At 69.6% G+C, this 26,915-nt stretch carries 15 protein-coding genes; 7 read left to right on the top strand and 8 right to left on the bottom strand.

Annotated features, from left to right (window positions below):
• Window positions 1–148 precede the first annotated feature (148 nt).
• The 4 genes from yicI to AC1Q7O_RS18210 all read left to right on the top strand — a co-directional run bounded on the left by yicI (window position 149) and on the right by AC1Q7O_RS18210 (window position 6,369).
• Entirely contained in the window at window positions 149–2,431 is a 2,283-nt protein-coding gene (gene yicI / locus AC1Q7O_RS18225) for an alpha-xylosidase (RefSeq protein WP_492661654.1), read from the top strand.
• Window positions 2,432–2,531: 100 nt separating this feature from the next.
• Window positions 2,532–4,280 (top strand): glycoside hydrolase family 9 protein, encoded by a 1,749-nt coding sequence (locus AC1Q7O_RS18220; RefSeq protein ID WP_492661655.1) that lies wholly within the window; start codon window positions 2,532–2,534, stop codon window positions 4,278–4,280.
• Between the two features lie 29 nt (window positions 4,281–4,309).
• Window positions 4,310–5,626, top strand: a complete 1,317-nt coding sequence (locus AC1Q7O_RS18215; protein ID WP_492661656.1) for an MFS transporter — start codon at window positions 4,310–4,312, stop codon at window positions 5,624–5,626.
• 2 nt (window positions 5,627–5,628) lie between these two features.
• Window positions 5,629–6,369: a polysaccharide deacetylase family protein gene (locus AC1Q7O_RS18210; RefSeq protein ID WP_492661657.1), complete on the top strand. Its 741-nt coding sequence runs from the start codon at window positions 5,629–5,631 to the stop codon at window positions 6,367–6,369.
• A 720-nt stretch (window positions 6,370–7,089) separates the two neighbouring features.
• Here the strand turns inward: AC1Q7O_RS18210 and fusA are convergent.
• Window positions 7,090–9,102, bottom strand: coding sequence for an elongation factor G (fusA, locus tag AC1Q7O_RS18205; protein ID WP_492661658.1), 2,013 nt, complete (start codon window positions 9,100–9,102; stop codon window positions 7,090–7,092).
• A 414-nt stretch (window positions 9,103–9,516) separates the two neighbouring features.
• Between fusA and AC1Q7O_RS18200 the strand changes: the two genes are divergently transcribed.
• The 3 genes from AC1Q7O_RS18200 (at window position 9,517) to AC1Q7O_RS18190 (ending at window position 15,648) form a co-directional block, all read left to right on the top strand.
• Complete coding sequence (locus tag AC1Q7O_RS18200) at window positions 9,517–10,140, top strand: response regulator (RefSeq protein WP_492661659.1); 624 nt, start codon at window positions 9,517–9,519, stop codon at window positions 10,138–10,140.
• Between the two features lie 285 nt (window positions 10,141–10,425).
• Window positions 10,426–13,572 carry a beta strand repeat-containing protein gene (locus AC1Q7O_RS18195; protein ID WP_492661660.1) on the top strand — a complete coding sequence of 1,049 codons (3,147 nt, stop codon included), beginning with the start codon at window positions 10,426–10,428 and terminating at the stop codon, window positions 13,570–13,572.
• Window positions 13,573–13,824: 252 nt separating this feature from the next.
• Window positions 13,825–15,648 carry an ATP-binding response regulator gene (locus tag AC1Q7O_RS18190; RefSeq protein WP_492661661.1) on the top strand — a complete coding sequence of 608 codons (1,824 nt, stop codon included), beginning with the start codon at window positions 13,825–13,827 and terminating at the stop codon, window positions 15,646–15,648.
• 37 nt (window positions 15,649–15,685) lie between these two features.
• Here the strand turns inward: AC1Q7O_RS18190 and AC1Q7O_RS18185 are convergent, their stop codons facing one another.
• The 7 genes from AC1Q7O_RS18185 to AC1Q7O_RS18155 form a co-directional block, all read right to left on the bottom strand.
• Complete coding sequence (locus AC1Q7O_RS18185) at window positions 15,686–17,227, bottom strand: tryptophan halogenase family protein (protein WP_492661662.1); 1,542 nt, start codon at window positions 17,225–17,227, stop codon at window positions 15,686–15,688.
• Window positions 17,224–18,240, bottom strand: coding sequence for a cupin-like domain-containing protein (locus AC1Q7O_RS18180; protein WP_492661663.1), 1,017 nt, complete (start codon window positions 18,238–18,240; stop codon window positions 17,224–17,226). The genes AC1Q7O_RS18185 and AC1Q7O_RS18180 overlap by 4 nt, the downstream gene beginning before the upstream one ends.
• Before the next feature lie 11 nt (window positions 18,241–18,251).
• A complete protein-coding gene (locus AC1Q7O_RS18175) occupies window positions 18,252–18,959 on the bottom strand; it encodes a SapC family protein (protein WP_492661664.1) in 708 nt (235 codons plus the stop codon).
• Window positions 18,956–20,488 carry a tryptophan halogenase family protein gene (locus AC1Q7O_RS18170; protein ID WP_492661665.1) on the bottom strand — a complete coding sequence of 511 codons (1,533 nt, stop codon included), beginning with the start codon at window positions 20,486–20,488 and terminating at the stop codon, window positions 18,956–18,958. The genes AC1Q7O_RS18175 and AC1Q7O_RS18170 overlap by 4 nt, the downstream gene beginning before the upstream one ends.
• A 234-nt stretch (window positions 20,489–20,722) precedes the next feature.
• Complete coding sequence (locus AC1Q7O_RS18165) at window positions 20,723–23,740, bottom strand: TonB-dependent receptor (protein WP_492661666.1); 3,018 nt, start codon at window positions 23,738–23,740, stop codon at window positions 20,723–20,725.
• A 351-nt stretch (window positions 23,741–24,091) separates the two neighbouring features.
• Entirely contained in the window at window positions 24,092–25,141 is a 1,050-nt protein-coding gene (locus AC1Q7O_RS18160; protein WP_492661667.1) for a LacI family DNA-binding transcriptional regulator, read from the bottom strand.
• 283 nt (window positions 25,142–25,424) lie between these two features.
• Window positions 25,425–26,840, bottom strand: coding sequence for a carbohydrate-binding protein (locus AC1Q7O_RS18155; RefSeq protein ID WP_492661668.1), 1,416 nt, complete (start codon window positions 26,838–26,840; stop codon window positions 25,425–25,427).
• Window positions 26,841–26,915: the final 75 nt, after the last annotated feature.

Here is a 26,915-nt window from a genome sequence, read left to right as displayed (position 1 = left end):
TGAAAGCCCCTAGCGTGTTTCGCAACACTCCGCCGAAGATGGCGCCGCGCCAGGCCGCCGAGGCGGTCGGGCCAGCCGTCGCCCGCAAGGGTGGCCAAGCGAAGAGGCAGGCCTCGCGCCGCCGATCGGAGACAACCAGGAACCCCTCATGAAGTTCACTGACGGACAGTGGATGCTTCAGCCGGGCGTCGCCGCGCACTACGCGGCCGAGGCCTACGCCGTTGACGTCCACGAAGACCGCCTTGTCGTGCTTGCCACGACGCGCCCCATCAAGCACCGTGGCGACACGCTGCAGGGGCCCACGCTCACCGTGACGCTGAGCTCGCCGCTGCCCGGCGTCATCCGCGTCAGCGTGGCGCACTACACCGCGTCGAGTGCGCCGCGCCTGCACATCCCCATGGTGGGCGCCAGCCATCCCGCCGTGCAGATCGTCGACGGCGAGACGCAGGCTACGCTGACCTCGGGCGCGATCTCGGTCGATGTGAAGAAGGGCGAGGGCTGGGGCCTCACGTTCCGCGAAGGCGAGCGCGTGCTCACCAAGAGCGATTGGCGCGGCCTGGGCTACATCCAGTGGGCCGGCAAGGACGGCATCACGCGCAACCACGTGCACGAGCAGCTGACGCTGGCCGTCGGCGAGAACGTGTACGGCCTGGGTGAGCGGTTCACGCCGTTCGTCAAGAACGGCCAGGTCGTCGAGAACACCAACAAGGACGGCGGCACCGCCTGCGAGCAGGCCTACAAGAACGTGCCGTTCTACCTGACCAACCGCGGCTACGGCGTGCTCGTCAACGAGGCCGGGCCGGTGTCCTTCGAGGTCGGCTCGGAGAAGGTGGCCCGCGTGCAGTTCAGCCGCGAGGGTGAGAGCCTGGACTACTGCGTCATCGCCGGCCCCACGCCCAAGGATGTCGTGTCCCGGTTGACAGCGCTGACAGGTCGCGCGCCGCTGCCGCCGGCGTGGAGCTTCGGCCTGTGGCTGACGACGTCCTTCACGACGAAGTACGACGAGGCCACGGCCACGCACTTCATCGACGAGATGGCCCGCCGCGAGCTGCCGCTGTCGGTCTTCCACTTCGACTGCTTCTGGATGCGCGAGTTCCAGTGGTGCGACTTCGCCTGGGACCCGCGCGGCTTCCCCGAGCCCGAGGCCATGCTGGCGCGCCTGCATGCCAAGGGCCTGAAGATCAGCCTCTGGATCAACCCCTACGTGGCGCAGAAGTCGCCGCTGTTCGCCGAGGGGGTGCGCGAGGGCTACTTCATCAAGCGGACGAACGGCCTGACCTTCCAGACCGACCTGTGGCAGCCCGGCATGGCCATCGTGGACTTCACGAACCCCGCCGCCAAGGCCTGGTACCAGGGCCACCTGCGCCGCCTGCTGGACCAGGGCGCCGACTGCTTCAAGACCGACTTCGGCGAGCGCATCCCGAGCGAGGGCGTGCAGTACTTCGACGGCTCAGACCCCGTCGAGATGCACAACCTCTACGCGCTGCAATACAACGAGGCCGTGTTCGAGCTGCTGCAGGAGCGCCAGGGCCGCGACGCCATCGTCTTCGCCCGCTCCACCTACGCGTCGGGCCAGCGCTTCCCGGTGCACTGGGGCGGTGACTGCTGGAGCACCTTCGAGTCCATGGCCGAGAGCCTGCGCGGCGGCCTGTCGCTGACGAGTTGCGGCTTCGCGTTCTGGAGCCACGACATCGGCGGCTTCGAGGGCAAGCCGCCGCCGGCCGTCTACAAGCGCTGGATCCAGTTCGGCCTGATGTCCTCGCACAGCCGCCTGCACGGCAGCAGCAGCTACCGGGTGCCATGGCTCGTCGACGAGGAAAGCTGCGACGTGCTGCGCGTCTTCACGCGGCTCAAGCACCAGCTCATGCCCTACCTCTACGCCAAGGCGCACGAGGCGACCGAGACGGGCGTGCCGCTGATGCGCGCCATGCTGCTGGAGCATCCGCAGGACCCGGCCTGCACGACGCTGGATCGGCAGTACCAGCTGGGCGAGAGCCTGCTCGTCGCGCCCGTGTTCACCGAGAGCGGCGAGGTGGAGGTGTACCTGCCCGAGGGCACGTGGACGCACCTGCTGTCGGGCGAGAAGAAGCCTGGCGGCCGCTGGCATCGCGAGACGCATAGCTTCCTGAGCATGCCCTTGTATGCCGCGCCTGGCAGCGTCATCCCGTGGGGCGCCGAGACCGAGAGGCCCGACTACGACTACGCCCGCGGCACCGTGCTGCGCGTGTTCGAGCTGGCGGATGGCGCCAGCGCGGCCTTCACGGTCGTGGGCCTGGACGGCCACGTCGCGGCGCGCGGCACGGTCAGCCGCGCCGGCAGCCAGTACACGGCCCGGGTCACCGACGGCGCGCTGCGCGACTGGGGCCTGGACGTGGACGGCCGGCGCAGCCCGGTGCTGGCCGAAGGCGCCACGCTGAGCTGGGGCGGCTGATGCCCCGGCCGCTGCCGCCCACCCCGGGCCGGCGGCGGCCCGCCCCCGGCACAGGCTCCGATCGCCGGGGTCTGGATAGCGCTGTCAGAATCCCGCTGCCATGAAGCCAACCCGTCTGCCGCGCCACGCGGCTTCCTCCTTGTTCCGGCGCCTTGCGGCCGGCCTGCTGGCCGCGGCCGGCGCGTTCGGCGCTCAGGCCCAGGGCATTGCCGTCAACCAGGTGGGCTACCTGCCCGCCGCCGCCAAATGGGCCGCGCTGCCGGCCGACGCGGCCGACGAGTTCCGCGTCGTGCGCGTGGGCAGTGGCGACGTCGTGCTGCGTGGCCGCCTGGGCCCCGCGCAGACCTGGGCACCGGCCGGCGCCGCCGTGCGCCTGGCCGACTTCTCCGCGCTGACCGACGTGGGCGATTACGAGCTGCGCGTGGACGGCCAGCCGGCCTCGCCGCGCATCCGCATCGCGCCCGATGCCTACGCCGCGCTGAACGCCGCCAGCCTGAAGGCCTTCTACTTCAACCGCGCCAGCACCGCGCTGCAGCCGCGCCACGCCGGCCGCTGGGCGCGCGCTGCCGGCCACCCCGACACCGACGTGCTGGTGCACGCCTCCGCCGCCAGCGACAAGCGCCCCGAGGGCACGCGCCTGTCGTCGCCCAAGGGCTGGTACGACGCGGGCGACTACAACAAGTACATCGTCAATTCCGGCATCAGCGTCTACACGCTGCTGGCCGCGTGGGAGCAGTTCCCCGAGCTGTTCAAGGCGCAGCAGCTCGACATCCCCGAAAGCGGCAACGACCTGCCCGACGTGCTGGACGAGGTGCTGTGGAACCTCGACTGGATGCTGACGATGCAGGACCCCGCCGATGGCGGCGTCTATCACAAGCTCACCAACCTGGGCTTCGACGGCAGCCAGATGCCGCACGAGGCCCGCGCGCCGCGCTACGTCGTCGCCAAGAGCACGGCTGCTGCGCTGGACTTCGCCGCCGTCATGGCCCAGGCCAGCCGCGTCTTCAAGCCCTTCGAGGCGCAGCGGCCGGGGCTGTCGGCGCGCATGCGCGAGGCGGCCATCGCCGCGTGGAAATGGGCCCGCGCCAATCCGCAGCTCGCGTTCAAGAACCCGCCCGACGTGCGCACCGGCGAGTACGGTGACGCCAAGCTCGACGACGAATTCGCCTGGGCCGCCGCCGAGCTCTACATCACGACCGGCAACGCCCACTACCGCGACGTGCTCGCGCTGGAGCGGCAAGCCATCCGCGTGCCCAGCTGGGGCGACGTCGTCGGGCTGGCCTGGATGAGCCTGGCCCAGCACCGCCAGAGCCTCTCGCGCGCCGATGCCGAGCTCGTCACGAAGCGCGTGACCGGCCTCGGCGACGAACTCGCCACGGCCTGGCAGTCGTCCGCCTACCGGCTGACGATGCAGGGCCCGGCCGACTTCGTCTGGGGCAGCAACGCACACGCGCTGAACCAGGCGCTGATGCTGATCCAGGCCTACCGGCTGGACGGTGACCGCCGCAAGCTCGACGCCGCGCAGTCCGTGCTGGACTACGTGCTGGGCCGCAACCCGCTGGGCCAGAGCTACGTGACCGGCTTCGGCGCCAAGCCGCCGCTGCACCCGCACCACCGCCCGTCCGAAGCCGACGGCATCGACGCGCCGGTGCCCGGCTTCCTCGCCGGCGGCCCCAACCCCGGCCAGCAGGACCAGAAGAACTGCCCAGCCTATGCCTCCAAGCTGCCGGCCCTGTCCTACCTGGACCACCACTGCAGCTACGCCAGCAACGAGGTGGCCATCAACTGGAACGCGCCGCTCGTGTATGTATCGGCCGCGATCCAGGCCCTGACGCCCAAGCCCCGCTGAGGGTTGGCGACAAGAACACGGAGACAAACATGACCACGCGCCAACGCCACCTGCTCACCTGGGTGCCCTCGCTCTACCTGGCCATGGGCCTGCCCAACGTGATGGTGGGCGTCGTCGCGGCCATCATCTACAAGAACCTCGGCGTGCCCAATGAGGACATCGCGCTCTACACCTCGCAGCTCTATCTGCCCTGGGTGCTGAAGCCGCTGTGGGCGCCGCTGCTGGAGGCCTACCGCAGCAAGCGCTTCTGGGTCATCAGCATGGAGTTCACGATGGCAGCCGCGTTGGGCCTCATCGCGCTGGTGCTGCCGCTGGCCGACTTCTTCAAGCTGTCGCTGGCCTTCTTCTGGATCGTCGGCTTCGCGTCCGCCACGCAGGACACCTGCGCCGACGGCGTGTTCATGACCACCGCGTCCAAGACCGACCAGGCCCGCTACGCCGGCCTGCAGGGCATGTGCTGGAACATGGGGGCGGTCGTCGCGTCGGGCCTGTTCGTGTCGCTCACCGGCTACCTGCACAACCACATGAGCATGCCCTGGGTGCAGTGCTGGACCGTCGTCGTGCTGCTCGCCGCGGGGGCGATGGCCGCGTTCGGCCTGTGGCATGTGCGCGTGCTGCCGCCCGGCGCGCCGCCGACGCGTCATGGCGAAGGCTTCGCGGGGGGGCTCAAGGCCAATGTGACGATCTGGGTCAGCTTCTTCCAGAAGCCGCAGATCTGGATGATGCTGGCCGTCATCTTCTTCTACCGCTTCGGCGAGGGCTTCATCGAGAAGTTCGGTCCGCTGTTCCTGCTGGACGCCCGCGCCGCTGGCGGCCTGGCGCTGGACAACGAGACCCTCGGCCACATCAACGGCACCGTCGGCACGCTGACCTTCATCGCCGGCGCCTTCCTGGGTGGCTTCCTCGTCGCCCGGCGCACGCTGCCGCACAGCTTCTTCATCCTGGCCCTGGTGCTCAACATCCCGCACCTGACCTACTACTACCTCGCGCAGACGATGCCGACCGACGCGCTGACCGTGGCCGTCATCGTGTCCATCGAGAAGTTCGGCTTCGGCATGGGCTCGGTGGGCCACATGCTCTACATGATGCAGCAGGTCGCGCCGGGCCCGTTCCGCATGGCCCACTACGCGATGGCCACCGGCGTCATGGCGCTCACCAAGTGGGGCACGGGCACCGTCAGCGGCCTGCTGTGGAACCACGTCGGCCACAACTATTTGAGCTTCTTCGGCTGGGTGCTGATCTTCTCGATTCCGCCGGTCATCCTGGCCTGGCTGGCGCCGTTCCCGCACGACCACGAGGAGGCCGTCGCGCTCGACGGCCAGGCCGCGCCGGCGGGAGGGCACTGACGATGAAGCCGCTGCTGTTGCCGCTGACGCTGCTGATGACCGCCTCCTTCACGACGACGGCCGTTGCCGCCGGGCCCGGATGCAGCGCCGACGCGCTGGGCACGTCGCGCACGCTGACGCTCAAGCGTGAAGCGGGCGCTTGGGGCACCGCGCAGCACGCCGCGCTGCCGGGCCTGGCGCCTGGCGAGGTGGTGCTGACCTTCGACGACGGCCCGCGGCCGGAGTCCACGCCGTTGGTGTTGAAGGCGCTGGCGGACCAGTGCGTGAAGGCCACGTTCTTCATGAACGGCGAGCCGATGAGCCGCCAGCCCGCGCTGGCCCGGCAGGTGCGCGACGCCGGGCACACGGTGGGCATGCATGGCTATCGGCATGACAACTTCCCGCAGTTGCCGGCGGAGGACCAGGCGCGCGACCTCAAGGCCATGGTCGCCGCCTATGTGGACGCGCTGGGCGTGCAGCCAGCGGCCTATCGCTTCCCTTTCCTGGCCGAGTCGCCGGTGCTGATGAAGGCGCTGGCCGCGTCGGGCATCACGGTGATGTCCGTGGACGCGGGCGCCGAGGACTGGCTGCCGGATCAGACGCCGCAGATGCTGGCCGACAAGCTGCTGGGTCAACTGGCCAAGTCGGGCGGCGGCATCGTGCTGCTGCATGACGCGCAGGACCAGACGGCGAAGGCGTTGCCGTTCCTGCTGCAGACGCTGAAGGCCAAGGGCTTCAAGGTGGTGCACCTGCGCTGGGAGTGACGGCACAGCCCACCGCCAAGCCCGGAAGCCGTCTGGCGCGGCTGTTCGGTATGCCCCCTTCAGCACCGCCGAGCAGCGCAAGGGCTTGAGGGCGCGCGCGGAGCGCGCTTCGACCACTGACTCCGCGCAACTGTTTGAGCAGAGCGTAGCGGCGCGAGTTTTGCGCGGGCCCTCAAGGCCTGAGAAGCGCAGGGAACCCGCAGCGAAGCGGAGGGCGGTGCGGTCGGGGGGAGCTCTTTGCCTACTTTCTGGCGGTCCAGAAAGTAGGTCGCCCGCGGGGGCGAAATCCCCGCACCACAGCGGCCAGAAAGGTGCAGGGGCGAGGGGCTTGCTCAGTTCGGCGGACGCTTTGGCAACGGCGGGTTGCCGCGCGAGGCCCATGCCGGGAAATCGCCCCGGCGGGCGACCTACTTTTTGAGCGACCAAAAAGTAGGCAAAAAGTCGCCCCCGATCCGCCCGGCCCTTTGCTTCGCAGCGGGCTCCCCTGCGGTGCTCGGCCCTTGAGGCCCCGCGCAAAACTCCCTCCGCTACGCTCCGGTCAAACAGTTGCGCGGAGTCAGTTCTTGAGGCTCGCTGCGCTCGCGGCCTCAAGGGCCTGCGCTCCTCGGCGGGCTCAAAGGGGGAGTGAAGAACAGCCGGTGCCAGCGGGTTTGCGGGCTTGGCTTTGCTTGGTGCCGCCACGCGAAAAGGGCGAAAGGCCCTTCGGCCTTTCGCCCTCCATCACGCCGCCAGTGCAGCGCGTGCCGGCGCTGGCGCGTAGTGGCTCAGCTGCATCGTGAACTGCGCGCGTCCCGAGCTGAGCGCGCGCAGCTGGCCGATGTAGCCGAACATCTGCGCCAGCGGCACGTGCGCCGTCACGACGATCGCGTTGCCGCGGGCGTCCTGGCCTTGCACGTGGCCGCGGCGGCGCAGCAGGTCGCCGATGACGTCGCCCAGATAGTCCTGGGGCGTGATGACCTCGACGGCCATCAGCGGCTCCAGCACCACCGGCGCCGCCTTCAGCACCGCCTCGCGCAACGCATGCGCCGCCGCCAGCTCGAAGGCCAGCGCCGACGAGTCGCGCACGTGGGCGCTGCCGTCCACCAGCGTGGCCTCGAAGTCCACCAGCGGATGGCCCGCGAACGGGCCGGCCTGCGCCGCCTTGCGGATGCCTGCCTCCACCGCCGGAATGAACTCGCGCGGGATGGCTCCGCCCACCACCGTGCTCTCGAAGCGGAACCCCTCACCGCGCGGCAGCGGCGCCACGCGCAGCGTCAGCTCGGCGAACTGGCCGGGGCCGCCGCTCTGCTTCTTGTGCACATGGCGCACCTCGGCCGCGGCCGTGATCGTCTCGCGGTAGGCCACCTGCGGGCGGCCCACCGCCACGTCCACGCCGAAGCGGGAACGCAGCTTCTCCACGGCCACTTCCAACTGCAGCTCGCCCATGCCGGACAGCAGCGTCTGGCCCGAGTCGGCATCCTGCCTCAAGCGCAGCGACGGGTCCTCGCGGACGAGGACGCCCAGGCCCTTCGCGAGGGCCGCGGCATCGGCCTGCGCGCGCGGCTCGATGGCGACGTCGATGACGGCTTCGGGCACGACGATGCTTTCCAGCACGGCAGCGTCCTTCCGGTCCGCCAGCGTGTGCCCGGTCAGCACGTCCTTGAGCCCGATGACGCCCGCGATGTCGCCCGCAACGAGTTCATCGCGTTCGACGCGGCGGTCGGCGTGGATCTCGTACAGACGAGAGACGCGCTCGGCCTTGCCGGTGCTGGCATTCCAGACCGTGTCGCCGCGCTTGAGCCGGCCGCTGTAGACGCGCACGAACACCATCGCGCCGTGGTCGTCGGCGGTCAGCTTGAACGCGAGGGCAGACAGCGGGCCGCGCGTATCCATCGCGCCGGGCGCTTCGCCGGGGGCGGGCAGGTACGACACGACGGCGTCCAGCAGCGGCTCCACGCCGCGGTTGCGGAAAGCCGAGCCGGCCAGCACGGGCACGAAGGCGCCCGCCAGCGTGCCGCGGCGCAGTGCCGCACGCACGTCGTCCAGCGGCGGCTCGTCGCCGCGCAGCCAGGCGTCCAGCAGCGCGTCGTCCTGTTCCGCGGCTGCTTCCAGCAGCAGCGCGCGGGCGGCCTCGGCGGCAGCCTGCAGTTCGGGCGGGACGGCATCCACACGCGGCGGCGCCTTCGCGTCGTCTCGGTCCCAGACGAGGGCCTGCATCGTCAGCAGGTCCACCACGCCGCGGAACTCGGCTTCCGCGCCGATGGGCAGCTGCAGCGGCAGCGCGCGCACGCCCAGACGTTCGCGCAGGGACGCGACGACGCGCTGGAAGTCCGCACCCGTGCGGTCCAGCTTGTTGACGAAGGCCAGGCGCGGCACGCGGTACTCGTCCGCGAGGCGCCAGTTGGTCTCGGTCTGCGGCTCCACGCCGGCCACGCCGTCGAACACGACGACGGCGCCGTCCAGCACGCGCAGCGAGCGGCGCACCTCGAGGTTGAAGTCGATGTGTCCGGGCGTGTCGATTAGGTTGATCTGCGTGCCGTGCCAGTGCACGGTGGTCGCCGCGCTGTGGATGGTGATGCCGCGCGCGCGTTCCTGCGGGTCGAAGTCCATCGTCGTGGCGCCGTCGTGGACTTCGCCGATGCGGTGGTTCTCGCCCGTGTAGAACAGGATGCGTTCGGTGGTCGTGGTCTTGCCCGCGTCGACGTGCGCGATGACGCCGATGTTGCGCAGGTTGCGGAAGGTGTTCGAGTTCATGGTGGTTCCTGATTCGGGTTGGTTTGCCAGCCCGGTGGAGGAACCACGGGGCTAGCGCGAAGGCAGGACGCCGAAGCGCAGACGCAGCGAAGCCGCGCTCCGGCGCTCGGGAATCGTCGCGATCAGCTTGTCGAAGGTGCGTGTGCGCATGGTGTGGACTCTGGAAAAACAAAACCCCGGGAGGGACGTGCCTGCCGGGGTTGGGTTTGAACCGGAAGGCGTGGCGCCTTCCGAACACGGTCGAAGGGCGCTCAGGTGTTGAGGCGGGCTTGGGTCGTGTGGTTGATCTTCATGATGGGTGCGATTGTGCCCCGTGGCGAACAGGCCTGGGGCTTGTGGGGAGATCTGGTGGCGGGCCGGCGGGTTTCAATGCCCCCGTGGGTCGCGTTACGGCCGGCGGCTACATTGCCCCGCATGAAGATCCTGCTCGTCGACGATCACCCGATGTTCCGTGAAGGCGTCGCGAGCGTGCTGCGCAGCGGCGGCGAGGCGCCGCAGGTGCTGCAGGCCGCTGACGGGCAGGACGCGCTGCGGCTGCTCGACGAGCACGCGGACGTGGACGCCGTGCTGCTGGACCTGCGCATGGAGGGCATGGCCGGCATGGCCACGCTGGCGCAACTTCAGCGGCACCACCCCGCGCTGCCCAGCCTGGTGCTGTCCTCGTCGGAGGACCCCGAGGACGTTCGCCGCGCCTTGCGCGCCGGCGCGCGGGGCTACTGCCCCAAGTCGGCGCGGCCCGCGGCCCTGCTGGCTGCGTTGCGCCTGGTGATGGCCGGCGAGATCTACGTGCCGCCTTTCATGGCGCTGGCCGACGAGGCGCCCAGCCCCGAACCCGTGGATGCGAGCGGCCTCACGCCCCGCCAGCGCGAGGTGCTGGAGGAACTGGGCCGGGGCAAGTCCAACAAGGAGATTGCGCACGCGCTGGGCATGCAGGAGAAGACGGTGAAGGGCCATGTGTCCGCCATCTTCCGCTGCCTGGGCGTGGTCCACCGCCTGCAGGCGGTCGAGGCCGCCCGCAGCGCGGGCTTGATCGGCTGATCGGCCGGAGGGCTGTCGCCAGGCCCCGCGTCACCGGGGCGGCGGCGTCCGTCAACGGGGGTGAGAACCCCGCACGAATCGGGGTCGTGAGACCGGTCTCGGGACCAAGGTCGGATTGTTCCGGGGGGCCGGCGTCCTGACACTGCGCCGCATCGCCGCGGACGCCGGGCGTTCACCCCTCCAACTCTCCACCAGGCCGCCATGCACACCCTAACCTCAATCGCTCCCACCCCCCGTCGCGCGGGCCGCCCCGCAGCCGCGCATTGCCGCCCGAGGGCCCACCGCGTGGCGCTGGCGGCGGCGGCCCTGGTCACCGGCCTGCTGCTGACGCCGGCACAGGCCAAGACCGTGACGTGGACAGGTGCCAGCAAGACCGGCTCCGACTGGAGTCTCTCCGGCAACTGGAACGGCGGCGTGCCCGTCAACGGCGACGCGCTGGTCTTCGCGGCGGGTGCGGGGCAGCTGGGCAACAACAACAACCTGGGCAGTGCGTCGTTCAGTTCGGTGACTTTTGCCGAAGGTGCCGGCGCGTACAGCCTGGGTCAGAACCGCTTCATCAGCACGGGCGCGATCACCAACAACAGCACCAGCCTGCAGACGCTGAGGGCCGGGGTGACGGTGGGCGGCAGCCAGGCCTGGACGGGCGGCACCGGCGGGCTGGCGTTCCAAGGTATCGACTTCGGCTCCGGTTCGACGGCGTTTGCCGTGGCGGGCACGGGGCTGATCAGCAGCCGCGGGGACATCACCAATGCCACGAGCGTGCAACAAAAGCTGCAGATGCATTTGTCGGTGGACACCGATCAGACCTGGAGCACGGGGTCGAAGGGACTGAACGTCTCCTCGCTGACCGGCTCGGGCAAGCTGACGCTCAAGAACGCCGCATTGGTCATCGGTGGCTTGAACGGCGTGACGAGTGACTACGGCGGCATGTTCGTCGGCGCCGAGACGAGCCTGGTCTACAACGGCAGCACATCCAAAGTGCAGACGCTCAGCGGCGGCGGCAGCACGCTGAAAGGGCTGCAGGTCACCAATGGCTACCTGACGCTCAGCAGGGGATCGATGACCTTGGCCGGCACGGCTGGCGCCTTACTCGTCTCCGATGGCCTGCTGAAGGTGAATCAGGGATTCACGCTGGATGCTCGCGCCGGCAACGTCGGGGGGGCCGCAGCCAACGTTGATGGCACCACCAACGCCATACTGCGGGTCGGTGGCACCGACTCCCAACTGCTCACGGGCGCCTACTTCACGGTCGGCAACAGTCAGTCCGGCAAGCTGGAAGTCATCAACGGCGCCAGCATGGTCAGCGACGGCCAGCTCCTCGTCGGCGTGAACAGCGGCAGCGATGGCACGGTGCTGGTGGACTCCAAGGGCAGCATCAAGACCCGCGAGTTGGTGATCGGGATCGTCGGCGGGTCATTGGGCACTGCCACGGTCAAAGGCAGCGGCAGCGTCATCGATGTCATCGGCTCTCTCGCGCTGGGCGGATTGAACAAGAACGGCCGCGGCAATGGCAGCCTCAAGATCGAGGCCGAAGGTCTCGTCAATGCCGGGCAGACGGTGTTCTTCACGCCCAGCAGCAGGCTGACGATTGACGGGGGAGCGCTGTTCACCGAGTCGGTCAGCAGTGGCAACAGCGGCGCGGGCGGGATCGAACTCACCGACCCCACCTCCGGCTACGCCCTCAATCTGAACGCCAGCAGGAACAACAACAGCTTCACCGGCAGCATCAGCGGCACAGGCAGCCTCATCAAGGCCGGCGCGTACACCCAGAGCCTGTGGGGCGCCAACACCTTCACCGGCAGCGTGCTGGTCACGGCGGGCAAGCTGGAGATGGGCAGCGGCGCTGCATCGTCCTATCGCGCGACAGGGTCGACGGCCGTCATCCAGCTCAGTTTCTCGGACCTGGGCAATGCGACGCTGCTGGCGGAAGCCGGCGGCAGCCTGCTCTACAGGATGGACACGCTGAACGGCGGCGTGCTCAGCGGCAGCGGGCTGCACGATACGTCCGGGGTCACGCTGCTGAACGGCACCCGCACCGGCGCCGGGGTTGCGCTGGCGCTGGCCAACGGCGCCACGCTGTCGGGTGTCGTCAGTGGCGGCACGCTGAGCCAGGTCAAGGGCCAGGGCATCACGCTGCTGGACCCGGACGAAGGCATCGCGCTGACCCTCGCCGGCAACACCGACAGCAGCTTCGCCGGCAACATCGGCGGCACGGGCGGCCTGAGCAAGACCGGCACATCTCGCCAGGTGCTGGCGGGCAGCAACACTTTCACGGGCAACGTCATCGTGGGCGCGGGCGCGCTGGAGATGGCCAGCTCGTCCGCCAACTTCTACCAGGTGGCCAAGGGCGCCAGCCTCAAGCTGGGCGCCGGCAACCTGGGCGCGGCACCGGTGCAGGCCGATGGCGGCGCCACGGTGGTCTATGACACCAAGGCGCTGAATGGCGGCCTGCTGCTGGGCAGCGGCACGCACGACGTCGCCAAGGTCACGCGCTACAACGGCACGTCCATCAGCAACGGCGTGGCGCTGACGTTCGCCAACGGCGCCAACCTGGCCGCCGTCACCAGTGCCGGCGCGCTGACGGTGGCTGCCGGCAGGACCGTCAACTGGACGGGTGGCGGCAACAACGGCGGGCGCTTCAGCGTGGACGGCACCGCCAACGTGAGCGGCTGGATCTCGTCCGGCGTCGTTCAGGTCGGCAGCGGCGGCACACTGCACAACAGCGCCGGCAGCAACCTGACGCTGCTGGGCGGCAGCCGCACCTACGTGGGCAGCAAGGCCGCGCCGGGCGGCGTGATCGCCGTCGACGATGGCGCCAGCATCGAGCTCAACGGCGCCCTGCTCGTCAACAACGGCGTGGTCAAGGGCACCACCAACGTCAACTACGGCAGCCTGGCCAAGGGCAGTGGCGTGTACGGCGCGGTCAACGTGCTGCAGGGCGGCACCTTCGAGCCGGGCAACAGCCCCGGCACCGTGCACACGGGCGCGGTGCGCTGGGACGCCGGCGGCAGCTTCCTGGTGGCCATGGACAAGGCCGCCGGTGTTGCCGGCGTCAACAGCGGCCTGTGGGACATCGACGGCCGCCTGGACATCACGGCGGGCGCCGGGCAGTTCACCATCAAGCTGGCCAGCCTGGACCAGAGCGACCAGGCCATCGTGCTGGGCGACTTCAACGCGGCGCGCAACTACCGCTGGCTGATCGCGCAGGCCAGCGGCGGCATCGCCGGCTTCGCGCCGGGCGAGTTCAGCGTCGACTCCTCGGCGTTCCTGAACCCGCTGGCCGGCGGGCATTTCTATGTGAGCGAGTCGGGCCAGTCGCTGTACCTGAACTTCACGTCGGCGGTCCCTGAGCCGGCGGCACCGGCCCTGTTCGCGGCGGGCGGCCTGGTGCTGTGGCTGAGGCGGCGCCAGGCGAGGGCGTCGCAGGGCTGAAGGCGGCCGCGCGGCGCGGGCCGTCACGTCGGTGCCGCGTCGGCGCAAGGGCGGCGTCAGTCCGGGGCGCGGGTGGGAACGCACAATGCGGCCTGTCGTCCCCGGCAGGCTGGTTGGCCGGGGCCCTCTTCTTCGAGGCCCCGTCCCGACGGGGTGAAGGCCCGCCTTGCCCAGACTTCAAATTTGCCGGCCTGGCGTGGCGCCCGGCGCCACCGATGTTGCGCCAGGGGCCGGCCGGCTCCTGGCGCGCTGATGGCGGTGACGGCGGGGCAGGGCGCCGAGCCCGCGACGCAGGAGGCCCAGGACGCGCAGCGCACGGCGCTCGTGCGGGCCGACCTGGCCCGGCATCTCAAACGCGGCGAGCCGCTGCGCATCCTCGGCAACAGCCTGGTCGGCATCGCCGTGGCGCTGCTGATGCAGGATGCGGTGCCGCTGGCCCTGACGCTGGCCTGGCTGGCCGCGCTGCTGGGCCACGCGGCCTTCAACGCCTGGGCGGCCTGGCGCGTGTGGCACCGCCCCACGCGGGTCGAGGCGGCGCCCCGGCGGCTCGGCGTGGTCACGCGCATGGAGGCGGTCAACGGGCTGCTGTGGATGGCCGCCGAGCTGCTCTGGCTGCCGGGCAGCGACTACGTGCATCGCGGGCTGGCCATGGTGCTGCTCAGCGGCCTGGGGGCCGGCGTGATGCACTCGCTCAGCGCGCACCTGCCGGCGCTGTATGCGTTCTCGCTGCCCATCGTGCTGGGGTTCTTCGTCGCGGGCTGCGTCGCGCAGGGGGCGTACTTCCTGGTGGCCTTCGTGCTGCTGCTGGTGTGGCTGGCGGTGAACCTGAACTTCGCGCGCCACATGAACCGCACGCTGCGTGAGTCGCTGGCCAGCCACCACCGGGCGCAGGCGCTGGCGGTGGACCTGCAGGTGCAGCGCGACCGGGCCGTCGAACTGGGCCTGGCCCGCAGCCGCTTCCTGGCCGCCGCCAGCCACGACCTGCGCCAGCCGGTCCACGCGCTGTCGCTCTTCATCGGCGCCCTGCGGCTGGAGCCCTGCAGCGACAAGGCGGGCACCATCCTGGGCCATGCCGATGGCGCGCTGACGGCGCTGGGCACGCTCTTCGATGCGCTGCTCGACATCTCCCGGCTCGACGCCGGCCTGGTGCAGCCCGACTGGCAAGCCGTGCCGCTGCGGCCGCTGCTGCAGCGGCTGGCCCGGGACCAGGCCGTGCTGGCCGGCGCGAAAGGCCTTCACTTCGAGTGCCAGGCCGGCTCCGACGTCGACCCCTGGGTGCGCAGCGACCCGGTGTTGCTGGAGCGGGTGCTGCGCAACCTGCTGGCGAATGCGCTGCGCTACACCGACCGGGGCCGTGTGCGGCTGCAGCTGCGCGTGCGCGGCGGGCGGGCCGAGATCCAGGTCGCCGACACCGGTTGCGGCATTCCCCGTGCGCGGCGGCGCGAGGTCTTCCAGGAGTTCGTGCAGCTCAACGGCCTCCACGGCGGGCGCGAGCAGGGCATGGGGCTGGGGCTGGCCATCGTGGCCAGGCTGGTGAGCCTGCTGGCCCTGCAGCTGCGCCTGCGCTCCCGCGCCGGGGGCGGCACCGTGGTGGGGCTGCTGCTGCCGCTGTTGCCGGCGCCGGCCGAGCCTGCTCCCGCGGCCGTAGCGGATGTTGCGCTGCCCGGCCTGCAGCCCGGCGACGTGGTGCTGGTCGTCGACGACAGCGATGGCGTGCGCCTGGCGATGCAGGCGCTGCTGGCCAGCTGGGGCTGCAAGGTCTTCGCCGCGGCCGACGTCAAGACCTTGCTGCTGCAGCTGATGCCGCTGCGCGTGGCGCCCCGGTTGTTGCTGTGCGACCACCAGCTGCAGGGCGGCACCGACGGGCTGGAAGCCATCTCGCAGCTGCGCGACGCGTTCAACGACGACCTGGCCGCGGTGCTCATCACGGGTGACACGGCGCCCGCCCGGCTGCAGGAGGCGACGGCCAGCGGCATGCCGCTGCTGCACAAGCCGGTGAGCCCGGCGCTGCTGCGCCAGGTCATTGACCGCACGTTGCTGAAGCGGGAGCTTGCCTTGTCCGCCAGCGGCGGCTGAACGCCGGCCGCACGGCCGGCTCGTCAGCCGGCGGCGTTCAGTGCTGCGCCGGCACCGCGGCCAGCTGGTCCAGCGTTGCGCCGCGGTAGGGCGCGCACAGCTGCTCCACATAGGCCTGGTGCTGCGGCAGTGCGCTGAGCGTGCGCGTGATGCGGGTGTGGATGTCGCCGAGGAAGTCGCCCAGTTCCTGGCGGCCCATCTGGTCGGCCACGGGGTGGTAGCGCTCGGGCGTGATGCCCTGGCCCATCATGACCTGCACCCAGGAGATCTCGGCGAACAGCTCGTCGCTGGGGCGGAACACGCGCGCCGTCTCGCGGAACAGGTCGATGCGGTGGCGCAGCGACGGCAGGATGTCCATCTCGCGCACGTGCTTCCACAGCGCGGAGTCGGTGCGCTCGTTGACGTGGTAGTGCAGCACGATGAAGTCGCGGATGTGTTCCAGCTCGCGCTTGCTCTGCAGGTTGAACTCGTCCACGTCGGCCTGGCTGATGCCGCCGGCCGGGAACATCTGCATGAGCCGGATGGCCGAGCGCTGGATGAGGTGGATGCTGGTGGACTCCAGCGGCTCGACGAAGCCGCTGGCCAGGCCCACGGCGACGCAGTTGCGGTGCCAGACCTTCTCGCGCTGGCCCGGCAGGAACTTGATGATGCGCGGCGGGGTCAGCAGCTCGCCCTCGACGTTCTGCTTCAGCACCTCGGGCGCATCGGCGTCGCTGAGTTCCTTGCTGCTGTAGACCAGCCCGTTGCCGACGCGGTGCTGCAGCGGGATGCGCCACTGCCAGCCGAACGGGTGGGCGATGGAGCGGGTGTACGGCCAGGCCTCGCGCACGGAGGCCGTCTGCACGGCGACCGCGCGGTCGCAGGGCAGCCAGTACGACCAGTCCTCGTAGGCCACGCCCAGCGCCTCGCCCAGCAGCAGCGAGCGAAAACCGGTGCAGTCGATGAACAGGTCGCCTTCGATGCGCGAGCCGTCCTGCATCTGCAGCGCGGTGATGTCGCCGTCCCGTCCCTGGGGGCCGTCCATCAGCACGGCCGCGATCTTGCCTTCGATGCGCTGCACGCCGTTGGCCTCGCTCATCGCGCGCAGGTACTTGGCGTAGCGGCTCGCGTCGAGGTGGTACGCGTAGTTCATGCCGTTGCGCGGCAGGTGCGCGAAGCGGTTGCTGTACGCGGCCAGCGTCTCGAGGTTGTAGTCGGTGTAGCTGCGCGACAGACCTTCCTGGCGGCCCTTCAGCCAGAAGTGCTGGAAGCCGGCGCTCCAGTGGTCGTTGCCGGTGACGCCGAAGGAGTGGAAGTAGTTCTCGCCGACGTTCTTCCAGCCTTCGAAGTTGATGCCCAGCTTGAAGGTGGCGTTGGTGGCCGCCATGAACTCGGCCTCGTTGATGCCGAGCAGGTTGTGGAAGGTGTGCAGCGCCGGGATGGTGGCCTCGCCGACGCCGACGGTGCCGATCTCCTCGGACTCGACGAGCTTGATGTCCATCTGCTTGCCGAGCAGCTTGCTCATCAGCGCGGCCATCATCCAGCCGGCGGTGCCGCCGCCGGCGATGACGACGCGGTTGAAAGGCTTGGTGGTGTTCATCGTTTCAACTGATTGAGGAGTTGGGTGCGGGCCTGCCGGGACAGCGGCTCGTCGATGGGCCCCAGCAGGCCGCGGGCGGCCTCGGGGATGTGCTCCCAGGTGTGTGCGTCGGCGCCGAAGACGAAGTGCTGGAAGTGGTGCTGCCAGACCCGCTTTTCCTTCTCGGGCAGGTCGCGCAGTGTCATCAGCGCCAGCCGCAGCGTGGCCAGCGGCGAGTCGACGTGCTCGGGCGTCTGGCGCCACCAGGCGTTGATGAGCAGGTTGACCGGCGCCAGGCCTTCGACGTGGTGGAACCACATGCTGGGGATGAAGAGCGCGTCACCGGGCTCCAGCTCCACCGTCTCGCCGGCCTCCAGCGCCTGCGCGAAGCGCGGGAAGCGGTCGAGGTCGGGCTGGGCGAAGTCCACCAGGCTGACGGGCTGGCCGGCCGGTGTCGGGTCCAGCGGGCCCATGTAGAGGTTGTGCAGTTGCTCGGGCGGGAACACCGTGAAGCGGCGCCGGCCGGCGGCGACGACGGCGAGGTTGTCGGGCAGGTCGTAGTGCGCGGCGATGCGGGTGCGGTTGCCCAGCCACAGGCTGACGAGCGCCTGGTCGGCGAACGGCGCGCCCAGGCCCATGACGTTGGCGTCCAGGAAGCCGGGCAGCACGGCGTCCACCGTCGTCGAGCCGACGTACAGCGCCGGCGGCTCGGGGTTGTGCGCCACGCCCAGCAGGCCGCTGAGCACCTGGTCCAGCGTCGCGCTGAAGCGCTGGAAGTTGAAATCGGTGAGCTTGTCGTCGGCGTAGAAGACGCGTCCCTGCGCCTCGGGGGCCAGCTGGAAGAGGCCGACGCGCACGCCGTTGTACAGACCCATCAGGTAGCGGGCCAGCGCCTCGTCGGACTGGCGCGCCGCCTGCACGACGGGCCAGTGCGCGAAGCCGCCACGCACGACGTAGGGGCGGTCGGCGGTCAGCAGCTCGGCGGGGATCTGTTGCGCGTCGAAGGGACCGGTCCAGGCGGGTACTGCTCGCATGGCGGGGAGATTCAGCGTTTGGTGGCTCGGTCCAGCAGCACCGGTAGCTGCGCCAGCGACGCGATCTGCATGTAGATGGGCAGCAGGTGGCCTTCGCGCGCCAGCGCCTCCAGCGCGGCGCCGGGCAGCGCGGCCAGGCGCTCCTCGTGGATGGTGAACAGGCCCGACAGCCGGCCCTGCTCGCCGTCCGGCGTCTCGATGTCGATGACGAAGGGCTCCAGCAGCTGGTGACGCGTCAGCGCCTCGATGAAGACGGGCAGGTGCTGGGCCTGCGCGTGCAGGTGCTCCATCAGCCGCACGACATGGTCGAGGTGGTCGCTGAAGCCGCCGTGCGGCATGAACAGCGCGGTGCCGACCTCGCCCTCCTCGGGCCGCACGATGCGCGGGCTGTCCAGGTCGATGTGCAGCTGCAGGCTGTCGTCGGGCGCGCGGCCGATCAGGAAGGGGTCGCGCTGCATCGCCATCGGCATGACGGGGGCGTCCCAGCCCGTGTCGGTCAGGAACAGGTTCTGGCCTTCCCCCAGCCCGAACAGCGCGACGGGCTGGAAGCCGGCGTCGCCCTCGACAAGCTGGAAGACGATGGGGAAATGCGCCTGCAGCTGGCGGAACTCGGCCGGCAGCGCGAGGGCCGACTGGCGGGCGTCGCCGCGCGCGGCCGAGCGCTCGGTGTGCACGCGCAGGTGGCGGTGGGTGACGTTGTCGAGCAGGGCGGGTTTCATGTCTCGGTTTTCTTGATGTGATCGATCAGGCTGCGATGGCCTGGCAGCGCGGGCACGAAGCGGCGCGCCTGGCGGGCGGCCTCGTCGAAGCAGACCTGGGCTGCCTGCAGTTTGGCGGGCGACAGGGGCTGCGTGTCAGGGCGGAAACCCATGCCGTACAGCACGTACTGGTAGCTCGCCGACGGGAAGACCTCGTCGATGCGGCCGAAGTCGTGCCGCGCCGGCGCGCGTAGCTGCCATTGCGGCAGCAGCTCGCGCAGGCGCTCGGGCCAGGTGGCCGGGTCGCGGTGGGCGCGCCAGTAAGGGCTGTCGTCGCGCTGGCTGAGCGCATAGTGCAGCTTCAGGAAGTCGATGACGCGGGCCCAGCGGTAGCGGAAGTCGTCGTTGAAGCGGCGCGCGACGGCGGGCATGGCAGCGCGCGTCATCGGCAGCTCGTCGCACAGGCGCTGGGCCGACAGCTCCACCAGCGCCAGCGCCGAGGCTTCGAGCGGTTCGATGAAGCCGCTGGACAGGCCGATGGCGACGCAGTTGCGCACCCAGAACTGCTCGCGGTAGCCGGGGTCGAAGCGCAGCGAGCGCGGCGTGGGCCGGTCGGCGGGGGCGCCGGTGGCGTCCAGGTAGGCCTGCAGCGCGGCGTGGGCCTCGTCGTCGCTGGCATGGGCGCGCGAGTAGACGCAGCCGACGCCGCGCCGCGTCGGCAGGCCGATGTCCCAGATCCAGCCCTTGGCCCAGGCGGTGGCGACGGTGACCGGGGCCAGCGGCGCGTCGGGCGCGGCGTAGGGCACCTGCACGGGCAGCGCGGCGTCGTTGAACAGCACGTCGCGCTCGCTCTTCAGCGGCACGCCGAAATGCTGTCCGATGAGCCGCGACGTCAGGCCGGAGCAGTCGATGAAGAGGTCGGCCGCCAGCGGGCCGTGCTCGCGGGTCTGCAGCGCGGCGATGTCGCCGTTTTCATGGCTGGTGACGGCGTCGACATGGTCGATGACGTGGCGGACGCCCAGCTTCTGGATGGCGTGCTCGCGCAGCATCTGGCCGAACAGGCCGGCGTCGAAGTGGTAGGCGTAGTTGGCGACGGCGGCGAACTCGGGCGTCTGTACCTGCTTGGGCGCGCGGCCGGCCTCGCAGACCTGCACGGATGGGCTGGTGACGTCGGCGAACGGCCGGCCGGGCTGGGTGGCCAGCCAGGCCTGCACGAGGTCGGCATCGCCATGGCCCACCGGCAGCATGAAGGGGTGGTAGTAGCGGTCGCCGGCGTCGCCCGCGGCGCCGCGGGCCCAGCCGTCGAAGCGTGAGCCCTGCTTGAACGACACCTGGCAGCGGCGGATGAAGTCGGCCTCGGACAGGCCGATGCGGCGCAGCGTGTCGCGCATCGACGGCCAGGTGCCCTCGCCGACGCCGATGGTCGGTATGTCGGTGGACTCGATCAGCGTGATGCGCAGGTCGGCATGCTCGGCGGCCAGCAGGCCGGCCACCAGCCAGCCCGCCGAGCCACCGCCCAGTACCACCACTTCCCGAACTCGATCACTCATGTCAACTGCCAGTCTGTGTCCATCGGCGGGGACCGACCTGAGCGCCCGCGTCCAGCGGGGCGCGCCGGGCGAGGGGCCAACAAAAAAAGCCGCTCGCGCGGCCTCGCCAAACGGCGAACAAGGGCGGCACCCAGAGCATGAGCACCGCCGAACCAGACTTTGCCTCAGAAGGAACCGGGCAGGCACCCGGTTTTCCTGCAGGGCCGGCCGGAGCCGGCCCGGAGGCGTTCGGCGTCAGAACTTGTAGCGCGCGCCGAGCATGATGCGACGGCCCAGCTGCGTGACGGCACCGATCTGGTTCTCGTTGCGCAGGTGCGTGCGGGTGTACTCGTCGGTGAAGTTGATCATCTCGAGTTGCAGCCGCAGGTTCTTCGTGTAGTTGTAGCCCACGCTCAGGTCGAACTGGCCGAAGGGCTCGACGTACAGCGGCTGTGCGCCTTCCGCACCGCCGTAGTTGGCGGCCAGGAACTTGCCACGCCAGTTGTAGGCGAGTCGCGTCGTGAAGGTCTCGTTCTCGAAGAAGCCCACCAGGTTGCCGGAGTTGCCCAGACCCACCAGCACGTCGGTCTGTGCGCCCGCCTTGGCGTTGTTGTAGTTCAGGTTGGACTTGACCTTCGTGTAGTTGGCCGAGACGCCGAAGCCGGTGTTGCCGAAGATGTGCTGCGCGTTCAGCTCGATGCCGCTGAGCTTGCTGGTGCGCTGGTTGTTGATGTAGCTGCCGATCTTGAACATCAGCAGCGGGTCACCCGGCTGGGCGGTGATGGTGCCCAGCGAGGTGCCCGTCGTGCCGTTGACGCCCGGCGCATTCGGGAAGTTCGTGAAGATGTACTTGCGGATGCAATCGGAGTCGGCGCCGCAGCCACCGGTCGTCTGCGCCTGCTTGTACATCGCGCTGCCGATCGGGGTGTGCAGGTCGAACAGGCTGGTGCTGTTGATGACGGCTTCGTTGTAGTCCTTCAGCGACTTGCGGAAGTAGCTGGCCGCGACGTAGCTGCTCTTGGCGTAGTAGTGCTCGGCCGAGAAGTCGAGGTTGCTGGACTTCAGCGGCTTCAGGTTGGGGTTGCCCACCGAGCCGGAGCCGCCGTCCACGCGGGCCAGCGGGTCCAGCTTCAGACCGCCCTGGATGGCGTTCCAGCCGGGGCGGCCGATGGTCTGGCCGTAGCTGGCGCGCAGCTTGGTGTCGTTGGTGACGTCGGCGCTGAAGTCGATGGAGGGCAGGAAGTAGCCGTACTTGCCGTCACGGCCCGAGGAGCGCGAGCCGTTGAAGGTGATCGGCACCTCGTTGTTGGCAACCCAGGCCACCGACACGGGAATCTTCTCGAGCGACGGCGAGCTCACCTTGGTGCGCTCGTAGCGGGCGCCGATGGCGACCTCCATCGGCACGCCCATCTCCCAGCCGAGGTTGTACTGGCCGAACACGGCCTGCGACTTTTCCGTCGTGCGGAAGTCGTCCTGCCAGTCGAACGAGGCCTTCAGCAGCGTGTCCGAGCCCAGCGTCTTGATGGCCGCGGCGCGCAGGTCCTCGAAGTTGAAATAGAAGAACTGGTTGAACAGGCGCGGGTCGCCGGCGCCGGGGATGTTCTGGAAGTAGTTGCTGATCGAGTCGGCCTTCCAGATGTTGTCCGGCATGGCGGCGGGGCCGCCGGCGGCGTTGGCGCCCCAGGTGTCGCGCTGCACGTTGGCGAAGGCCGAGCGGTTGCTCACGTCCGTCAGCGTCAGGCCGAAGTCCAGGCTGCTGTCGGCGTCGATCTTCCAGTTGCCCTTGGTCTGGATCTGGTTGATGCGGTTCTTCTGGTAGCTGTTGCCGAACACGGAGCCCTGCAGCTCCTGCTTGGTCGGGTCCAGCACCGTGCCCTTGATGCCCAGCACCGGGAACTTGTTGCTGAAGTCGACGAAGGTGTCGCCGCGGTTCATGGACGCGGTGCCCAGCGTGACGGAGGTGCCCAGCGGGTCGTTGGCGCCGGAAGTGGCGGTGGAGTGGTGGGCGTCGAGCTCGAAGTTCAGCGCGTCGTTGGCCTTCCACTTCAGGTTCAGGCCGATCTGCTGGTTCTTGTTCTTGGTCTGGATGCGCGAGGCGCCCATGGCCAGGTCGGCGTTGCCGGCGGGGATCTTCTCGCCGTAGATGATGGGCGAGGAGGGTGTGCCAGTCTGGTATTCGCCGAACTGGCCGCCGTAGTTGAACCAGGCGGAGATGTCGTTGCGACGCTGGCGGAACTTCTGCTCCGACATGACGAAGTCCAGCGTGGCGAGCAGGTCCTTCGTCGGCTTGTACTGCATGACGAGCTGGCCGTTCAGGCGCTCGCGGTGCACGCCGGTGAACGAATAGTTCAGGTTCTGCGGCACGCTGTAGACGGAGTTCGCGACCGGGCGGTTCTTGATGTCGGCGTTCGGTGCCGGCGGCAGGCCGCCCCAGATGGCGTTGGCACCGTCCCAGTTGTTGTCCTTGATGCCGTCGAAGGTCTTCCAGCCGCTGGTGACGTTGGCCTGCGAGTAGCCGGAATCGCGCACCTGGTAGGTGCCCATCAGCGCGATGCCGAAGGTGCCGTCGTTGGTCTGCGTGCTGTAGATGCCGCTGACTTCGGGCGTCAGCTTCTTGCCCTGTTCTTCACCGGGCAGGCGGCGCGCGGAGTCGTCGTTGACCAGCTTCACGCCCACCTGGGCGATGGTGTCGCGCGTGTCCAGCGGGCGCGGCGTGCGCACGTTGATGGTGGCGCCCATGCCGCCCGTGGGGCTGCTGGCGCGGCTGGTCTTGTAGACCTCCAGCGCGGCGACGCCGTCGGCGGCGAGGTTGGAGAAGTCGAACGAGCGCGAGGCCGGCGCACCGCCGTCCACGCTGGAGCCGGGCATCTGGCGGCCGTTGAGCAGCACCAGGTTGAAGTCGGGGCCCATGCCGCGCACGGTAATGCGGGTGCCTTCGCCGTTGGCACGGTCGATGGACACGCCGGAGATGCGGCTCAGCGATTCAGCGAGGTTGGTGTCGGGGAACTTGCCGATGTCCTCGGCCACGATGCCGTCCACCAGGCCGGACGACGAACGCTTCAGGTTGACCGAGGTCTCCAGCGCGCGGCGGATGCCGGTCACGACGACCGTCTCCAGCTGCGTCGTGCTGGCCAGCGCCTGCGGCACTGACGTCGTGGGCGTCGGGCCGGCGTTGGGGTTGCCGCCTTGCGCCATCGCGGCGGCGCCGGCAAACAGCAGGCCGCTGGCAGCAGCCAGGCTGGTGAGGCGGAGGGCTGGGCGGGGTGTTCTCATTCAGTTGTCTCCAGGTGGATCTTTTGATGTGAAAGACTGAAAGCGCTTTCAAGAATACGGGATTGGAAGCGCTTTCAACCTAGGCAACACCCTTGGTCTGCGGCGTGGCGGCAACAGCGCGCCCAGCGGGACCAAGGGAGTTGTTTTGACGCCCTGGCGGCCTGCGAGGGCCGATCCCATCGGCAGATGGGCCGGTCGCCGCGTGGCGGGTCAGGGTCGTTCCGGGTTGAAAAGCGGCTTCTTGAAACGTCTATGAAAGCGCTTTCAAATAATCATGCGGCAGTCCCGTCGGATCAGCCACATGGTTTTCCCCAGCCGAACAACAGTCGGCGGGTGTTCAGCGCGGAAGGCTCAGCGCAGCAGGCGGCGCGTGCTCTCGCGCACGACCAGCTCGGGCGTCTGCAGCTGCGCCTTGGGCGTGCCGCCGTTCAGCATGGCCAGCATGGCCGTGGCGGCCTCGCTGCCGATCTCGTAGACCGACTGGCGCACGGTGGTCAGCGGCGGCATCGTGTAGCGGGCCATGACGACGTCGTCGAAGCCCACCAGGGAGACGTCGTCCGGCACGCGCAGGTTGCGCCGGTGCAGGCCCAGGCAGGCGCCCATGGCCATCTCGTCGTTGGAGACGAACATCGCGGTGAACGACACGGTGCGCTCCAGCAGACGGCTGACGGCCAGCATGCCGCCGGCGGCCGTGAAGTCGCTCTGCACCATCAGGTCCGGGTCCACTGGCAGGCCGGCGGCGGCCATGGCGTCGAGGTAGCCGTCCTGGCGCTCGACGGCGTCGTCGTGCAGCAGGTCGCCGGCGATGAAGGCGATGCGGCGGTGCCCCTGCTCGATGAGGTGCTGCGTGGCCAGGCGAGCGCCCAGCCGGTTGTCGAAGCCGAAGCTGTAGAGCTTGGGGCCCGCCAGCTGCCGGCCCACGACGACGGTGGGCAGGCCGGTGGTGAGCTGCACCAGCTTCTCGTTGGAGAGCCGGCCGGCCAGCACGATGATGCCGTCCACGCGGCGCGACAGCAGCGCCTCGATGGCCTTGCGCTCGTCGTCCTCGTGCCAGTTGCCGGACACGAACAGCGGCACGTAGCCGGCACGTTCGAGCTCGCGCTCGATGCCCAGCAACGCTTCGCCGTAGAACGGGCTGGAGATGATCTGCGTGACGACGCCGATGGACAGCGTGCGCCCGCCGGCCAGGCCGCGCGCCACCGGGTTGGGCTGGAAGCCCAGCTCCTGGATGGCGGCCTGCACGGCGTCCTTCTTGGCCTGGCTGACGGCGGCCGTGCCATTGAGGATGCGCGACACCGTGCTGGGCGACACACCGGCCGCTTCGGCCACCTGTTCCAGCGTGACGACACCGGCCGGGCGGCTTGAAGGCGCTTTCTTGGCGGGGGGCTGCTTGGCGTTCATCGGCGGTGCAAAGAGGTGACCGAGTGTAGGCGGGGCTTCAGCGGCGTTCATCGGGCGTCAGCGCCGCGCGCCGTGAACGCCCCATCGCCGCGTCCAGCACGCGATCTGGGCTAGGTCCGCTCGCTGCGGCCGTCGTGCCTTCACCGCGGGCCGAGCGCCGGGCCGCCCCAAGCCGGCCCGCTCGGGCGATGTGCGAGCGGGGCAACCCCCGCGAGCATCGCCGTCCCCTCGGGGGACCGACTGGTCTTGCGGGCGTTCCGCCCCGCAAGACCAGGCGAGGGGCTCAAAGTTTCGTGAACTTGATCCAGTTCAGATTCCACCCCCCCTGCGCCGCGAACACGCCGACGTTGTAGGTGCCGGCATTGATGTTCACCGTGTGCGACACGGTCTGCCAGTTCTGCCAGCCGCCGGTGTTGGGCACGCCCACCTGGCCCAGCGCGACGCTGCCGGCGTTCAGGTCCAGCGACAGCGTGCCGCCGCCGGTGCTGGCCACGCGGTACTCGACGCGGTAGCTGCCACTGGTGGGGAAGGTTACGCTGTTGTAGGCCATCCAGTCGCCGGTATCGATCCAGCCGACGTTCTGCCCGCCCTCGGCGCAGGCCTCCAGCTGCACGCCGGCCTGCGCGTTGAAGGCCTCGGCCTCGATCTGGCGCGACCACGCCGGCGCGGCCTTGGACACGATGACGGACGTGGCGCGGTCGTTGAACGCCTGGTCCACCAGGCAGCCGGTGTCGGCCGTGCGCGTGACGCTGGCGCCGGTGAAGTTGTCGCCGTCGAACAGCTGCACCTGGTAGCCCGCGTTCACGCGCAGCGACGACAGGTCGTTGTCGCGGATGCCGCGCGCCTGCAGCTGCGCCAGCGTGTAGCTGCCTTCGGGCAGCGCGGCCGCGTAGCCGGCGTAGTTGCAGTCCTGGTAGACGGTCGCAACGCCACCGGACGCCGGCGCATACACGCGCACATAGTCCACATACATCTTGGCCGGCAGCGCCGCGGTGTTGACGTTGAAGCCGGGCCAGTTGCCGCCGATGGCGAAGTTCAGCAGCAGGAAGAAGTCGTTCTGGAACTCGCTGGTGCCGTTGACGCCATTGGCGATGCTGGCCTCGTGGTACTTGGTGCCGTCCACGTACCAGCGGATGGCGTTGGCGTCCCACTCGACGGCGTAGACATGCCAGTCGGTCACGCTGGTGGCGAGGTTGCCGCTGTACTGCGCGTACTGGTTGTTGTGATCCTGCCAGTGGATGGTGCCGTAGACCTTCTGTTCGTCGTTGATCTTCTCCATGATGTCGATCTCGCCCGACGCGGGCCAGCCCACCTGCGGCAGGTTGGCGCCCAGCATCCAGAACGCCGGCCAGGCGCCGAGGAAGCTCGGCAGCTTCATGCGCGCCTCGATGCGGCCGTACTTGAAGGTCTTGAGGCCCTGCGTCTTCATGCGCGCCGACGTGTAGGCCATGCCGCCGAAGTTCTCCCGCTTGGCGGTGATGACCAGCGCGTTGTTCTCGATCGTCGCGTTCTCGCGCCGGTAGTACTGCAGCTCGTTGTTGCCCCAGCCGCCGGCGCCGGTCTCGAACACCCAGCTCGGGCCGATGCTGCCGTTGAACTCGTCGCTCCAGACAAGCTGCCACTGCGCATGCGCGAGCTGCGTGGCAGCCAGCAGCAGCCCGGCCAGGCCGGGGCGGATCAGGGAACGCAGAAATCTCATGGGTGTCTCCTGTGGATGTTGTCGTCACGAGCGCTGAAAGCGCTTTCACATGATGGCGAAAAGCGGGGCCGCGCA

This window comes from Roseateles sp. GW823-FHT07B05 (genome assembly GCF_058794515.1).
The sequence above is the reverse complement of the archived record's forward strand: the minus strand, read 5'-3'. Positions and strand labels throughout refer to the sequence as shown.

What these genes read in the sequence shown, in the direction of transcription:
- AC1Q7O_RS18160 (WP_492661667.1), bottom strand. Translation starts at nt 25,141, where the DNA reads ATGAACGCCAAGCAGCCCCCCGCCAAGAAAGCGCCTTCAAGCCGCCCG.
- AC1Q7O_RS18175 (WP_492661664.1), bottom strand. Translation starts at nt 18,959, where the DNA reads ATGAAACCCGCCCTGCTCGACAACGTCACCCACCGCCACCTGCGCGTG.
- fusA (WP_492661658.1), bottom strand. Translation starts at nt 9,102, where the DNA reads ATGAACTCGAACACCTTCCGCAACCTGCGCAACATCGGCGTCATCGCG.
- yicI (WP_492661654.1), top strand. Translation starts at nt 149, where the DNA reads ATGAAGTTCACTGACGGACAGTGGATGCTTCAGCCGGGCGTCGCCGCG.
- AC1Q7O_RS18190 (WP_492661661.1), top strand. Translation starts at nt 13,825, where the DNA reads ATGGCGGTGACGGCGGGGCAGGGCGCCGAGCCCGCGACGCAGGAGGCC.
- AC1Q7O_RS18210 (WP_492661657.1), top strand. Translation starts at nt 5,629, where the DNA reads ATGAAGCCGCTGCTGTTGCCGCTGACGCTGCTGATGACCGCCTCCTTC.
- AC1Q7O_RS18200 (WP_492661659.1), top strand. Translation starts at nt 9,517, where the DNA reads ATGAAGATCCTGCTCGTCGACGATCACCCGATGTTCCGTGAAGGCGTC.
- AC1Q7O_RS18170 (WP_492661665.1), bottom strand. Translation starts at nt 20,488, where the DNA reads ATGAGTGATCGAGTTCGGGAAGTGGTGGTACTGGGCGGTGGCTCGGCG.
- AC1Q7O_RS18180 (WP_492661663.1), bottom strand. Translation starts at nt 18,240, where the DNA reads ATGCGAGCAGTACCCGCCTGGACCGGTCCCTTCGACGCGCAACAGATC.
- AC1Q7O_RS18220 (WP_492661655.1), top strand. Translation starts at nt 2,532, where the DNA reads ATGAAGCCAACCCGTCTGCCGCGCCACGCGGCTTCCTCCTTGTTCCGG.
- AC1Q7O_RS18155 (WP_492661668.1), bottom strand. Translation starts at nt 26,840, where the DNA reads ATGAGATTTCTGCGTTCCCTGATCCGCCCCGGCCTGGCCGGGCTGCTG.
- AC1Q7O_RS18185 (WP_492661662.1), bottom strand. Translation starts at nt 17,227, where the DNA reads ATGAACACCACCAAGCCTTTCAACCGCGTCGTCATCGCCGGCGGCGGC.
- AC1Q7O_RS18165 (WP_492661666.1), bottom strand. Translation starts at nt 23,740, where the DNA reads ATGAGAACACCCCGCCCAGCCCTCCGCCTCACCAGCCTGGCTGCTGCC.
- AC1Q7O_RS18215 (WP_492661656.1), top strand. Translation starts at nt 4,310, where the DNA reads ATGACCACGCGCCAACGCCACCTGCTCACCTGGGTGCCCTCGCTCTAC.